This window comes from Pseudomonas sp. KB_15 (assembly GCF_052114525.1).
Taxonomy (GTDB): domain Bacteria; phylum Pseudomonadota; class Gammaproteobacteria; order Pseudomonadales; family Pseudomonadaceae; genus Aquipseudomonas.
Map to the genome: position 1 here is coordinate 26555 of NZ_JBFREX010000001.1, position 13805 is coordinate 40359.

11 protein-coding genes are annotated in these 13805 nt (G+C 58.6%); 8 read left to right on the forward strand and 3 right to left on the reverse strand.

The features are described from left to right. Positions 1-70 precede the first annotated feature (70 nt). Positions 71-1420, reverse strand: coding sequence for a spinster family MFS transporter (locus tag AB4Z35_RS00115; RefSeq protein WP_442095622.1), 1350 nt, complete (start codon positions 1418-1420; stop codon positions 71-73). A 359-nt stretch (positions 1421-1779) separates the two neighbouring features. Between AB4Z35_RS00115 and AB4Z35_RS00120 the strand changes: the two genes are divergently transcribed. After that, entirely contained in the window at positions 1780-2145 is a 366-nt protein-coding gene (locus tag AB4Z35_RS00120; protein ID WP_116262168.1) for a YkgJ family cysteine cluster protein, read from the forward strand. Between the two features lie 146 nt (positions 2146-2291). After that, positions 2292-4508 (forward strand): putative bifunctional diguanylate cyclase/phosphodiesterase, encoded by a 2217-nt coding sequence (locus tag AB4Z35_RS00125; RefSeq protein ID WP_442095623.1) that lies wholly within the window; start codon positions 2292-2294, stop codon positions 4506-4508. Here AB4Z35_RS00125 and AB4Z35_RS00130 read toward each other — a convergent pair. Further along, entirely contained in the window at positions 4465-5361 is an 897-nt protein-coding gene (locus AB4Z35_RS00130; protein ID WP_442095624.1) for an NAD(P)-dependent oxidoreductase, read from the reverse strand. The two genes, AB4Z35_RS00125 and AB4Z35_RS00130, sit on opposite strands and share 44 nt — an antisense overlap. 197 nt (positions 5362-5558) lie before the next feature. Here AB4Z35_RS00130 and AB4Z35_RS00135 point away from each other — a divergent pair, with 197 nt between their 5' ends. Beyond that, positions 5559-7757, forward strand: a complete 2199-nt coding sequence (locus AB4Z35_RS00135; protein WP_442095625.1) for a hypothetical protein — start codon at positions 5559-5561, stop codon at positions 7755-7757. 299 nt (positions 7758-8056) lie between these two features. On the opposite strand, the gene AB4Z35_RS00140 is transcribed toward AB4Z35_RS00135, so the two are convergent. Continuing rightward, positions 8057-8362 (reverse strand): DUF2288 domain-containing protein, encoded by a 306-nt coding sequence (locus AB4Z35_RS00140; RefSeq protein WP_442095626.1) that lies wholly within the window; start codon positions 8360-8362, stop codon positions 8057-8059. Positions 8363-8713: 351 nt separating this feature from the next. Here AB4Z35_RS00140 and AB4Z35_RS00145 point away from each other — a divergent pair, with 351 nt between their 5' ends. The 5 genes from AB4Z35_RS00145 (at position 8714) to AB4Z35_RS00165 (ending at position 13711) form a co-directional block, all read left to right on the forward strand. Continuing rightward, positions 8714-9841 (forward strand): branched-chain amino acid ABC transporter substrate-binding protein, encoded by a 1128-nt coding sequence (locus AB4Z35_RS00145; protein WP_442095627.1) that lies wholly within the window; start codon positions 8714-8716, stop codon positions 9839-9841. A gap of 227 nt (positions 9842-10068) precedes the next feature. Beyond that, complete coding sequence (gene livH, locus AB4Z35_RS00150; RefSeq protein ID WP_046043982.1) at positions 10069-10992, forward strand: high-affinity branched-chain amino acid ABC transporter permease LivH; 924 nt, start codon at positions 10069-10071, stop codon at positions 10990-10992. After that, complete coding sequence (locus tag AB4Z35_RS00155; protein ID WP_442095628.1) at positions 10989-12245, forward strand: high-affinity branched-chain amino acid ABC transporter permease LivM; 1257 nt, start codon at positions 10989-10991, stop codon at positions 12243-12245. The genes livH and AB4Z35_RS00155 overlap by 4 nt, the downstream gene beginning before the upstream one ends. Next, complete coding sequence (livG, locus tag AB4Z35_RS00160) at positions 12242-13009, forward strand: high-affinity branched-chain amino acid ABC transporter ATP-binding protein LivG (protein WP_442095629.1); 768 nt, start codon at positions 12242-12244, stop codon at positions 13007-13009. The genes AB4Z35_RS00155 and livG overlap by 4 nt, the downstream gene beginning before the upstream one ends. Further along, on the forward strand, positions 13010-13711 hold the full coding sequence (locus tag AB4Z35_RS00165; RefSeq protein ID WP_108227855.1) for an ABC transporter ATP-binding protein: 702 nt from the start codon (positions 13010-13012) through the stop codon (positions 13709-13711). Positions 13712-13805: the final 94 nt, after the last annotated feature.

Here is a 13805-nt window from a genome sequence, read left to right on the forward strand (position 1 = left end):
GGGATCTCATTTGCACCGAAGATCCACTGTGGGAGCGAGCTTGCTCCGGGCGGCGTTCCGACGATAGCGGTTAAGCAGTCACCGCAGAACCTTCAGGCTCAACAACAGCCACCAACCCTTCCTTCATCCGCTTGGCATCGCGCACAAAACAACACGAAGCCAGGAACAGAAACACCACGGTGAGTAACAGCGCCACCGGAATCAGGTACATCGCGTCATGCAGGCCGACCGCCTTGAAGGCTTCGGTCATCTGTTCCGCCCCCGCCGCAAGCATCGCCGTGTGCGCAAAGTGATCCGACAAGGCCCCGACCACCACCGGCCCCAGACCACCGCCCAACAGGTACAACCCGGCAAAGAACAGCGCCATCGCCGTTGCCCGCAACCGCGGCTCGACCACATCCTGAATCGCCGTGTACACGCAGGTGTAGAAGTTATAGGCAAACAACCATCCGAGACTGAACACCGCCACAAACACACCGATCTCGATTCGCCCGGAATGCAGTGCCCACGCGGTGCAGAGTGTCGAAATCATCAGGCTGAAGGCCGCAAACAACAGGCGCCCGTTGGCGACCCGTTGGTGAATCTTGTCCGCGATCCAGCCCCCCAGAGTCAGGCCGAACAGCCCGGTCACGCCGACAATAACCCCGGTAGCGACCGCTGCTTCCTGCAACGGCATCAGGAAGTAGCGTTGCAGCATCGGCACCAGAAACGAGTTGCAGGCATAAGTGGCGAAGTTGAAACACAGGCCGGCCATCACCAGCCACAGGAAGGTCGGCACGGCCAATACCCGACGGATCGGCCGATCGATCTTTTCCTGCGAAACCTGAACGTTCTCGGCGGCGCCGCGCTTCGGTTCCTTGATAAAAAACATGAAGATCGCGAGGATCAGCCCGGGCACCGCCGCGATAAAAAACGGCGCGCGCCAGCTATCGAAGGCCTTGACCATCGCACCGATGGTGAAGAACGCCAGCAACAGCCCCAATGGCAGACCGAGCATGAAGATGCCCATGGCCCGCGCCCGACGATGTGCCGGAAACAAGTCGCCGATCAGCGAATTGGCGGCCGGCGCATAGCTGGCCTCGCCGATGCCGATGCCCATGCGCACGATCAGGAAACTCCAGAAACTGCCCACCATGCCGTTGACAGCCGTCAGCCCGCTCCACACCGCCAACCCCCACCCCATCAGTTTGCTGCGCGAGCCGGTATCGGCCATGCGCCCCAGCGGCAAGCCGGCAATGGCGTAGACGATGGTGAATGCCGTCCCGATGATCCCCAACTGGAAATCACTGAGGTGCCATTCCATGCGAATGGGCTCGATGATGATCGCCGGGATGGTGCGGTCGAAAAAATTGAACAGGTTGGCCAGGAACAACAGGAACAGGATGCGCCAGGCATTGGCCGCTTGGGTCGAGTTCTGCATGGGTCCGTCTCTTTTATTGTTTTTGGGGCGTCACTGCCCCCGGACTTTGCAATCTAGACAGGCCGGTCATAACTGTCTTTCATTATTCGCCAGGCTGATACCTGCCCATGGCGCACAGCCTGTGGGAGCGGGCTTGCTCGCGAAAAGGCCGGCACATTCAATACAGGCGGTGACTGACAGACCGCCTTCGCGAGCAAGCCCGCTCCCACAGGGTCGCAGCGTTCTCCGGATGGATATCCAGCAGTTCGTCCGGCCGATAAAAAATACCTTTCACCCCCCCTTCCCAAGCCGTTGGCGAAGCCTAGAATAGCGGCCTTGTTTCCCCCCTGTGTCTCCACTCCTCCTTACGATAATCGCCCATGTCCGAAGCCAGTCCGTGTCTGAATTGCGGTGCCTGCTGTTCTCATTTTCGCGTGTCATTTTTCTGGGGTGAATGCGCTTCGTCCGGGGGGACGGTACCCGATGAGCTTGTCGAGCAGATCAGCCCCAGTCGGGTCGCGATGCTCGGCACCGGCTGCAAACCCGTACGCTGCACCAGTCTGGTGGGAGAGGTGGGCAGTACGGTGCAATGCTCGATTTACGAAAAACGCTCCAGCACCTGTCGGGAATTCGAAGCTTCCTGGGTCGATGGCGTGGCCAATCCCGATTGCGACGCGGCCCGTGCCGCTTTCGGCTTGCCGGCCCTGCAACCCGTATTCGAGACGCCTCAGAAGCAATTCGCCTGAGTCATAGCACTAATCGCTATTAGCCTAATATCAAAAAGATTGGCATCAATGTGCCACCACCGCTTGCGCTCCATCCATGCCCTCTATACTCCAAGGCATTCGCCGGCGCTCCTTGCGCCAGCCTGAGGATAACAATGGGGCATGCTATGGAATGGCTTGGTTTGCATTTCCTTACCGAGCTACCAGAGAGTGGGCAGGTAGTACTTAATTGCACACATGACCCTTTTCTGGTGCTGCTGGCTTACCTGGTCGCCTGTGTCGGCTGTTTCGCGACGCTGGACATGGCCGAACGGGTTGCTCACGCTGAAAATTCCGCTTCCAAGACACGCTGGCGCTGGGTTGGCAGCGGATGCCTGGCCGGCGGTATCTGGGCCATGCACTTCGTCGCGATGCTGGCATTCCAGACACCTATCGATCTTCACTATCAACTGCCTGTCACAGTGTTCTCACTAACCATCGCGCTGCTCGCCGCGTGGCTGGCCATGCACACCCTCAGCCTTCCTGAGCTGAGTTTCCGACAGTGCCTCACATCATCGATCGGGATCGGCCTGGGTATCGCGACCATGCATTACGTGGGCATGACGGCCATGCACTCCAATGCCGAGGTCTATTACCATCCGGGCCTGTTCGCCCTTTCCATCGCGATCGCGATCGGTGCCGCGCTGGCAGCCTTGTTGCTGGCATGGTATCTGCGCGACGGCACCGGCATGCTGCATCAGCTCTTCAAATACAGCGCCAGCCTGTTGCTCGGGGCTGGCATCCTCAGCATGCACCTCACTGCGATGGCCGCCTTCAACATGGTGCTGCCGGGCGACAGCCTGCCAGCGCAAACCGGCGAACACAGCCAACTGCAACTGGCACTGACCGTAACGGTCATGGCCCTGCTGATCATCGGCAGCAGCATCAGCGCGGCACTGGCGGACAAGAAACTGCAACACAAGGATCACGACCTGCAGCGGGTCAACTCCCTGCTCAGCCAACTGGACCAGGCGCGCATGTCACTGCAACAGGTGGCGCACTACGACCCGCTGACCAACCTGATCAACCGCCGCGGGTTCAACCAGATCTTCGCCGAAAAACTCATGGAGAAAACCAACGAAGGCGGGATGCTGGCGGTCATGTTCCTGGACATCGACCATTTCAAGCGGATCAACGACAGCCTTGGTCACGATGCCGGTGACGATCTGCTCAAAGTACTTGCCCAACACATCAAGAGCTCGATTCGCAGTCACGAGGATGTGGTCGCACGCTTCGGTGGTGACGAGTTCTGCCTGCTCATCAACCTGCATGATCGTGAGGAGGCGCGGCATATGGCCCAACGCATCATGCTGAAAATGAAGGAGCCCATCGAGCTGGCCGGCAGGCGCATGGTCATGACCACCAGCATCGGCATCAGTCTGTTTCCGGAAGACGGCAAGACGTGTGAGGAACTGCTGAAGAACGCCGACCTGGCGCTGTATCAGTCCAAGGGCAGCGGCCGCAACGGGCTGAATTTTTTCAGCGCCAACCTGAAAGCCCGCGCCATACTGGAGCTGCAGCTGGAAGAAGAATTGCGCCACGCCCTGCGTGAAGATACCGGACTGATGCTCTATTACCAGCCGATCTATGACCTCAAGACCGGTCAGGTCAGCAAGCTCGAAGCCTTGATTCGCTGGCAACACCCGGTCCATGGTTTACTCGTACCGGATCGTTTTATCGCCATCGCCGAGGCCAACGGCCTGATCGCCGAGCTGGACAACTGGGTGCTGCGCAAGGCCTGCGAGGATCTGGGTGAGTTGTCGCGCAAAGGCTGTGAAGACCTCAAGATCGCCGTGAATTGCTCGCCGCTGAACCTCGCACGCGAAGAACTGGCCGATGAAATCGAGTACGCATTGCGGGTCGCCGGTGTGGCGCCCAACCGGTTGGAACTGGAAGTCACGGAAAACGCCTTGATGGGCAATATCGCCAACACACTGGTGTTGCTGCGACAGATTCGCGCCCTCGGCGTTTCGCTGTCGATCGATGACTTCGGCACCGGCTATTCATCCCTGGCCTACCTCAAGCGCTTGCCACTCAACACGCTGAAAATCGACCGTTCCTTCATCCAGGACATCCCCAAGGCCACCCAGGACATGGAGATTGTCCAGGCGATTATCGTCATGGCCCATACCCTTCACCTGCAAGTGGTCACCGAAGGGGTGGAAACCTTCGAGCAATACCAATTCCTGGAAAACCACGGCTGTGACTTCGTCCAGGGCTATCTGCTGAGCCGGCCGGTACCACTGGCCGAGCTGCATCCGGTGCTGAACGAAATCAACCAGCGCAAGCACGCCTATACCGTCACGACGCCGAGCCTGGCTCACGGTACATCTGCACTAACGTAGACGGGTCTTTCTCAAGGAAACCCTGACTCCCATGCAGGCGCATCAACTGCGCGGCCAGACCGCTGATCGGTGTTGCCGAGCCTTGTTCACGGGAAAACTTCACCGCAGTATCAAGATCCTTGAGCAACGTGCGCACATGCCACTTGACCGGTTCGAAACGGTTTTCCGCCATCTGCGGTGCCAGGATCTGCAACGGTTTCGAATCGGCAAAGCCGCCGGCCAGCGCTTCGGCGATCAGGCTCGCATCAACCCCGGAACGCTCCGCCAGCGCGACCACTTCGGCAATCACCAATGCATTGCAGGCGACGATCATCTGATTGCACGCCTTGGTCACCTGCCCTGCCCCGACGCCGCCCATGTGCGTCACACGCTGCCCCAGGCTCAACAGAACAGGCCGGACCCGTTCCAGATCCTGTACGTCACCGCCGACCATGATCGCCAGGCTCCCGGCCTCAGCCCCCACCACGCCGCCGGACACCGGCGTGTCGAGCCAGTGCATGCCGGTTCTACTGGCGAGGTCTGCGGCCATCTCCCGCGTTGCGTTGGGCTCCAGGCTGGAAAAATCCACCAGTAGCTGGCCTTTTTTCGCCCCTTCGATAATGCCTGTCGGACCAAACACTACCTCGCGTACGACCGACGTATCCGCCAGGCACAACATCACCACGTCAGCGTGCCGGCACAGTTCGGCCGGGCTGGCGACCTGACGGGCGCCGGCTTCCACCAGCGGCTTGCACTTGTCCGGGTTGCGATTCCATACCGCCAGCGAATAACCCGCGGCCAGCAGGCGCCGGCACATCGGCAACCCCATCAGGCCGATCCCGGCAAACCCTAGCGAAGGTAGCATTGACATCATTTAGCCTCCTTTTGATTAAAGATCACCGAATACTGGCCGATTCATCATGACTTAGGAAAGGATTCCCCCCCGAGTGATGCTCAGGCTAAAGACCAAGGCATGGTCCGAGTACGCGCTGAAAAAAGACGCGATTCTATTCCGTGACGGTTCGACGACAGCGAGTCGGCCAACCAATCAGCCCAGGTAGATGGCGAACAATGACTTCTAAAAACAACCCGGCCACTGCGGTAACCGATCTGACGTTGAGCCCCGCGGCCAACAGCCCGTCATCACCGAAGCCATTGATTCAATCCCGTCCGTTGGCGACCCAGCAATACCTGTACTTCACGGAAACCAACACCGACCGCATCCTCGACAACCTCGACGGCCTGCGCGACATGGTGTTCCCGCGCGCACCGCACCTGGAAGGCGACAGCGAACAGCACAACGATCAGGAATTCCCCTCGGTGTGCCTGATCGGCCTGGGCCGCTGCGGCTCGAACATTGCGCTGGACGTGGCGGAGCTGGTGTACAACGCCCGCAAGTTCTACCTCAACGAATTCAACAACGAAGATCGCCTGTCACCGGACAAGCGTTTTGCCGAAAAGGGCTACAGCCCGGCCCAGTGGATCCGCAACAACCTGCGCCTGGGCCAGAACAAAAACACCAAGCCGGTGTTTCTGGTCGAGCCTCTGGTGATGCTCGGCGACCTGGACAAGGACATTGCCGGACGCATCCGCTTCTCGCGCAAGGGCGAAAAAAGCGGCTTCCTGCGCGACTACAGCAAGATGAAAATCATGGACTTGTCGGAAGTCCACGCCGGTGGCGCCGGTAACGCGCCAATCCTCGGCCAGTATCTGGCCAAGATCATCCTGAACAAGGACACCCAGCGTTTCTCCAGCCCTGACTGGAAAATGATTCACTCGTACCTGATCGACAGCTGCGGCATCAAGGCCAACCAGTCGCGCCTGTATTTCTCGATCTTCAGTGCCGGCGGCGGTACCGGTTCGGGCATGGCCTCGGAATTCGGCCTGGCCCAGCAGCACTCGTACATGAACAAGACGTTCGACACAAAGCCGATGGACGAGCACGACAGCAAGAGCGGCCACTCCTTCGTCTTCGAACCGATCTTCACCAGTGGCATCTGTGTACTGCCGAACATTTCCGATCACCGCAGTGAAATGTCCGAGGCGCTGCACATCAATGCCGGCCGCCTGCTGTGCAAATACCTGTCGGAAGAATGGGACTTCTCCTACAACTTCGCCAATGAAGACAGCAGCGAAGCCAGCGTCATGGGTCGTATCCGCCCATGGAACGCGATGATGCTGATTTCCAACGACATCATGCGTTACGCCGAAGAAAACGATGACGGCAACATCCAGAACATTGATGTCAATGCGATGGAAAAGCACGCCAACCAATATATCTCGCAGCAGATCTTCAACATTCTGACGGCCCAGGCGGTTACCACCGACTACGACCAGAACTATTTCCGTCGCGCCGGCATCGACATCGGCGAAACCATCCGCCTGGACGCCAACGACCTGTTCATGAGCCTGGCCGGCCCGGTGGCGATTGCCTATGCCGAGTCCGTGGTGCCGGAAACCCCGCCGCCGAGCAGCGACAAATTCAAGGTATTCGAGAAAGAGCCGCAACGCCTGAACATCGACGACCTGTTCTTCCGTTCGATCGACCTGCCGCATTTCAACAAGGTCACCCAGGCCATCGAAGGCATCAGCCTGTTGCCGATCGAATCCAAGCGCTATCGTGCGTCGCTGGAGCAGTACAAGAACTCGGGTTACGACGCGGCGGCCCTGCATGACCTGCACTTCTTCAAGAATTGCTCGTCGGTGGTGTCGATCGTTTCCTTGCCGAAAGACTACAAGCTGTCCTACATGGATCTGAACCGGTTGAAGACTCACCTCAACAGCCTGTTCCCCAACACCACGCTCAAGCGCTACGCGCTGGTGATCGGTGCCTCCGCCAACCTGTCACTGACCACCCTGATCGCCAAGAGCCCGTGCCTGTCGGACGACTTCCTGACGCTGATCGTGGCCTTCATCAAGCGCTGCTTTGCGAAGCCTGCGTACCGTTTCGACGAGACCCTGGACAACTCGATTCTGGACTTCATCGTCCAGGAGGAATTCGATGAGGACCGCATCGACGACTTGCTCAACGAATTCGAGAACCCGGCGAAGATCCTCGATACCAACTGGTACGCGATCAAGCCGATGTACGAGAAGAAATATCGCGAGCTGATCAACGACAAGGAAAAATTCGTCTCGATCAACGACATCCGCCTGTCACGCGACTGTGTGAAGAAAGCGATCAAGTACCTGCGCGAGATCTACCGTCACCGCATTGGCAAGACCAAGGTTATTTCGTTGAATAACCATACGGGCAAGACTGCGTACTAGGACCGGCGAAAAACCGCGTCGCTGCCAATCGCGAGCAGGCTCGCTCCCACATGATTCGCGTTCTGACTGAAAGAACGCGGTCACCTGTGGGAGCGAGCCTGCTCGCGATGGCGCCCTCAAACGCACCACTTAATCAACATTAAGAAACAATTGAGCAGCCGTTCAGTTGCGCTCTCAACTGTTCCCGTTACGTTTACGTCACCGTGAAGCTGTGGCCTTTCTCTACGGCAACATGCCATCACGCTACTCGGCTACACACTTTTCCCTTTGAAAAGAGCGCACCAAACAGGTGCAACCTTTTAAGCCAGCGCCCTTTCCTGGATCAGAATCCACGGCGAAACAACCACCGCCCACAACTGCGGATCACGTTCAAAAAGGTCCAGCGCCCGCGTTTCAGACAGTTTGGCGAGCTTGTCAGTGGCCAGCCAGGCAGCCACTTTCTCCCCTTCATCCTGGGCCACGGCCTCGGCGGCGGCGATCAAATCCAGGCCGGGATCGACCCACAATAGGGCACCCTTGGCGAAGAACGGCTCCAGCTCTTTCCAGGTAATAGATGCAGTTTCACCAAGCAGCTTGGCATAGAGGGTGCTAGGTTCTTGATTCATGGGACTGTCCGGAAAAGAAATCGACGCGAATGATAACGTCGGTGGTCCGGCAGAAAAACCCGGATGCAATTGAGTGACCGAAATGAAAAACGCAGGAAAGCCAGGGAATGCAATGAATCCGGCTATAAGCCTCTCAATGTCCCCGCCGCAATTCTGTCTTTTACTTTCAATAAAGCGACACTTGCAGGTTTTGCCCCTCGGCGCCGCCTTCCCAGGCTGACAATCGGCGCTCTACACTGTACCGGTACAGTTGCCGAGGGGCTTTTCCGGGGAATGTCGCAGCTATCTGACCCGGTTCTGCTGCCCAAGGCGCCAGGACTATAAAAACTACAACAGTAAGAGTGGAGCACTATGACTAAGGCTACTAAGCAGATTTCCAAACTGTTTGCCGCTATGGTTCTGGCCGGGGTTGCCAGCCATTCGTTCGCAGCTGACACCATCAAGATCGGCATCGCCGGCCCTAAAACCGGTCCGGTCACTCAATACGGCGACATGCAGTTCATCGGCGCCAAGATGGCCATCGAGCAGATCAACGCCAAGGGCGGCGTCGACGGCAAGATGCTCGAAGCCAAGGAATACGACGACGCGTGCGACCCTAAACAAGCCGTGGCCGTCGCCAACAAAGTGGTCAACGATGGTGTGAAATTCGTTGTAGGTCACCTCTGCTCCAGCTCCACTCAACCGGCTTCGGACATCTACGAAGACGAAGGCGTGATCATGATCACCCCGGCTGCCACCAGCCCGGACATCACCAATCGTGGCTACAAAATGGTGTTCCGCACCATCGGTCTGGACAGCGCCCAGGGCCCTGCCGCCGGTAACTACATTGCCGATCACGTAAAACCGAAAATCGTTGCTGTGCTGCACGACAAACAGCAATACGGTGAAGGCATCGCCACTTCCGTTAAACAGACCCTTGAGAAGAAAGGCGTCAAGGTTGCCGTGTTCGAAGGCCTCAACGCCGGCGACAAGGATTTCTCCTCGATCATCCAGAAGCTCAAGCAAGCCAACGTCGACTTCGTCTACTACGGCGGCTACCACCCTGAACTGGGCCTGATCCTGCGTCAATCCAAGGAAAAGGGTCTGAACGCCAAGTTCATGGGGCCTGAAGGCGTCGGCAACGACTCCATCTCGCAAATCGCCCAGGACGCTTCCGAAGGCCTGTTGGTGACCCTGCCGAAGTCTTTCGACCAGGACCCGTCCAACAAGGCGCTGGTTGAGGCGTTCGCCGCCAAGAAACAGGACCCGAGCGGCCCGTTCGTGTTCCCGGCCTACTCGGCCGTCGAAGTGATCTCTGAAGGCATCAAGGCAGCGAAGAGCGAAGACACTGCCAAAGTGGCCGCAGCTATCCGCGCCGGCACCTTCAAGACTCCGACCGGCGACCTGTCGTTCGACGAGAAGGGCGACCTGAAGAACTTCAAGTTCGTGGTTTATCAGTGGCATTTCGGTAAACCAAAGACCGAAGTTTCGCCTCAGTAAACTGGCTCCATAAGTAATAGAGCCCACTGCGCAAGCAGTGGGCTTTGTTTTACGAGGTTAATGGGTCAGAGTCCCGCGATCCGGGAGCTGACTTACCTGAAAATCTTAAAACCGTCACCAGCGGTTCGCTGGCAAACGCTCGTGCGAAGGTGGCTACAGACCACATAGCCCGGGCCGGAACATGACTCCACCAGTGAAATGCGTATCAGGTTTTTAGGAGCGTTGTAATGCCTGAGATCTATCACTTCTTCCAACAGCTGGTTAATGGTCTGACCATTGGCAGCACCTATGCCCTGATTGCCATTGGCTACACAATGGTTTACGGCATTATTGGAATGATCAACTTCGCCCATGGCGAGGTCTACATGATCGGCTCCTACGTGGCCTTCATCGTCCTTGCCGGACTGGCCATGCTGGGTATCCATTCTCTGCCACTGTTGATGACCGCCGCATTCCTGGCGACCATCGTTGTAACCAGTGCCTACGGCTACAGCATCGAACGGATCGCCTACCGCCCTCTGCGGGGCAGTAACCGCCTGATCCCGCTGATCTCGGCCATCGGCATGTCGATCTTCCTGCAAAACTCCGTATTGCTCTCGCAGGACTCCAAGGACAAATCGATCCCCAACCTGATTCCGGGCAGTTTCAGCTTCGGTCCGGGCGGCGCACAGGAAGTGCTGATCTCCTACATGCAGATCCTGGTGTTCGTGGTGACCCTGGTGGTGATGCTCTGCCTCACCCAGTTCATCTCGCGTTCACGCTTGGGACGTGCCTGCCGGGCCTGTGCCGAAGACATCAAGATGGCCAACCTGCTGGGCATCAACACCAACAACATCATCGCCCTGACCTTCGTTATCGGTGCTGCCCTGGCGGCCGTGGCGGCTGTATTGCTCAGCATGCAGTATGGCGTGATCAACCCGAACGCCGGATTCCTGGTGGGTCTCAAGGCCTTTACCGCGGCGGTACTGGGTGGCATCGGCAGCATTCCGGGCGCCATGCTCGGTGGCCTGGTGCTGGGGGTGGCCGAAGCATTCGGCGCCGATATATTCGGTGACCAGTACAAGGACGTGGTGGCTTTCGGCCTTCTGGTTCTGGTGTTGTTATTCCGGCCAACCGGCCTGTTGGGGCGTCCGGAGATTGAGAAAGTATGACTAGGAATCTTAAACAAGCGCTGTTCAGCGCCCTGCTGGTCTGGGCCGTGGCCTATCCGGTACTCGGTCTGAAACTGTCCATCGCCGGCATCAACCTCGAAGTACTGGGTGCCAGTACCTCTACGCTGTTCATCATCACCGCCAGCTCGGTGCTGATGTTCCTGCGGGTGCTGTTCGACAAGCAGTGGAGCACCATGATGAAGTCAGCGCCGAAAGGCTCGCTGGTTTCGCCGAAGGTCAGCCACTTCATGACCCTGCCCAGCACCCAACGCTGGATCATCATGGGGTTGATCGTGGTCGCTCTGGTGTGGCCGTTCTTCGGTTCGCGCGGTGCGGTGGATATCGCCACGCTGATTCTGATCTATGTACTGCTCGGTCTGGGCCTGAACATTGTGGTCGGTCTGGCGGGGTTGCTCGACCTGGGCTACGTCGGTTTCTACGCGGTGGGCGCCTACAGCTATGCGCTGCTGTCGCACTACTACGGCCTGAGCTTCTGGATCTGCCTGCCGATCGCCGGGTTGATGGCGGCCACCTTCGGTTTCCTGCTGGGTTTCCCGGTACTGCGTTTGCGCGGTGACTACCTGGCGATCGTGACCCTGGGCTTCGGTGAGATCATCCGTCTGTTCCTGCGCAACCTGACCGACCTCACCGGCGGACCGAACGGCATCAGCAACATCCCCAAACCGACGCTGTTCGGCCTGAGCTTCGATAGAACGGCCGCCGAAGGCATGCAAACCTTCCACGAGTTCTTCGGCCTGACCTACAACCCCGTCAGCAAGGTGGTTTTCCTCTACCTCGTTGCGTTGTTGCTGGCGCTGTTCGCGCTGTTCGTGATCAACCGCCTGCTGCGCATGCCGATCGGCCGTGCCTGGGAAGCCTTGCGCGAAGACGAAATCGCCTGCCGTGCCCTGGGCCTGAACCCGACCGTGATCAAGCTGTCGGCCTTCACCCTGGGTGCCTGCTTCGCCGGTTTCGCCGGTAGCTTCTTCGCCGCGCGTCAAGGGCTGGTCACGCCGGAATCGTTCACCTTCATCGAGTCGGCCACCATCCTCGCCATCGTGGTGCTGGGCGGCATGGGCTCGCAGTTGGGCGTGGTCCTCGCGGCTGTCGTGATGATCCTGTTGCCCGAGCTGATGCGTGACTTCAGCGAATACCGCATGTTGATGTTCGGTGCCTTGATGGTGCTGATGATGATCTGGCGTCCTCAAGGTCTGCTGCCCATGCAACGTCCTCACATGGAGCTGCGCAAATGAGCCGCGAGATCCTGAAAGTAGAAAACCTGAGCATGCGCTTCGGCGGTTTGCTGGCGGTCAACGGCGTAGCCTTAAGCGTGAAGGAAAAACAGGTCGTGGCCTTGATCGGCCCCAACGGCGCCGGCAAGACCACCGTATTCAACTGCCTGACCGGCTTCTACAAGCCGAGCGGCGGCAGCATCCTGCTGGACGGCGAGGCCATCGAGGGCCTGCCCGGCCACAAGATCGCCCTCAAAGGCGTGGTGCGTACTTTCCAGAACGTGCGGCTGTTCAAGGACATGACCGCGGTCGAGAACCTCCTGATCGCCCAGCACCGTCACCTGAACACCAACTTCCTGTCCGGCCTGTTCAAGACCCCGGCGTTCCGCAAAAGCGAACGCGAGGCCATGGAGTACGCCGAGTACTGGCTGGAAAAGGTTCACCTCAAGGAGTTCGCCAACCGTCCGGCCGGCACCCTGGCCTACGGTCAGCAACGTCGCCTGGAAATCGCTCGCTGCATGATGACCCGCCCTCGGATCCTCATGCTCGACGAACCGGCCGCAGGCCTGAACCCGAAGGAAACCGAAGACCTCAAGGCGCTGATCAGTGTGCTGCGTGAAGAACACAACGTCACCGTGCTGCTGATCGAGCACGACATGAAACTGGTCATGAGCATTTCCGACCACATCGTCGTGATCAACCAGGGCACCCCCCTGGCCAACGGTACGCCGGAACAGATCCGCGACAATCCTGAAGTGATCAAAGCCTACCTGGGGGAAGCGTAAATGCTGCAGTTCGAAAACGTTTCCACCTTCTACGGCAAGATCCAGGCCCTGCACAGCGTCAACGTCGAAGTCCGTCAGGGCGAGATCGTGACCCTGATCGGCGCCAACGGTGCCGGCAAGTCCACGCTGCTGATGACGCTCTGCGGTTCGCCGCAGGCCCACAGCGGCAGCATCCGCTACATGGGTGAGGAACTGGTCGGCCAGGACTCCTCGCATATCATGCGCAAGAGCATTGCCGTGGTGCCGGAAGGTCGTCGGGTGTTTTCCCGCCTGACAGTGGAAGAAAACCTCTCCATGGGTGGTTTCTTCACCGACAAGGGCGATTATCAGGAACAGATGGACAAGGTCCTCGGACTTTTCCCGCGCCTGAAAGAACGCTTCGCCCAGCGTGGCGGCACCATGTCCGGCGGCGAACAGCAAATGCTCGCCATCGGCCGTGCGCTGATGAGCAAGCCCAAGCTGTTGTTGCTCGACGAGCCTTCCCTGGGACTGGCACCGATCATCATCCAGCAGATCTTCGACATCATCGAACAGCTGCGCAAGGACGGTGTGACCGTGTTCCTGGTCGAACAGAACGCCAACCAGGCGCTGAAGATCGCTGACCGCGCCTACGTTCTGGAGAACGGCCGGGTGGTGATGCAAGGCACCGGTGAAGCGCTGCTCACCGACCCGAAAGTGCGCGAAGCGTACCTCGGCGGTTGAGCCATTGCGGTAAACAAAAGACGGCCTTCGCGGGCCGTTTTTTTATGCCCGCCACAATCTCGGGTGATGACGAAAATCCCTGTGGGAGCGAGCT